Source organism: Kribbella antibiotica, from assembly GCF_004349055.1.
Taxonomy (GTDB): Bacteria; Actinomycetota; Actinomycetes; order Propionibacteriales; family Kribbellaceae; genus Kribbella; species Kribbella antibiotica.
Genome location: NZ_SMKX01000348.1, coordinates 1 through 322 on the forward strand (window position 1 = coordinate 1; position 322 = coordinate 322).

Below are 322 nucleotides of genomic sequence, written 5' to 3' on the forward strand. Positions count from 1 at the left end.
GGCGGTAGTGGTCCCAGGTGCGGATGCGGGGCGGGATGTTGCCTATGGCATCTACTTGGGTGAGGGGGTGGTGGTCGGTGAGGTGCCAGAGGTCGTCGTCGGTGCGGAGTTGGCGGAGGTCGCCGAAGGTTTCGCGGGCGCACCAGACGGGGTGGCCGGGGCCGTTGTCGTAGTGGCTGATGCCGAGGGGCGTGGCCGGGCCGGCGACCTCGGCAACGAGCGACCAGACGGCGGCCGAGGTGATGCCGGGCTGGTCGCCGAGGAGGACGACAACCCCATCAGTACGGCGGTCAATGGCGTCCAGCGCAGGGACTATCGACGA

1 protein-coding gene is annotated in these 322 nt (G+C 69.6%); it reads right to left on the minus strand.

The genetic code is table 11. The features are described 5' to 3' along the window. Nucleotides 1-322, minus strand: a 322-nt coding sequence (locus tag E1263_RS42505) for an NTP transferase domain-containing protein (protein WP_165956956.1), incomplete at both ends; no start/stop codon positions are given.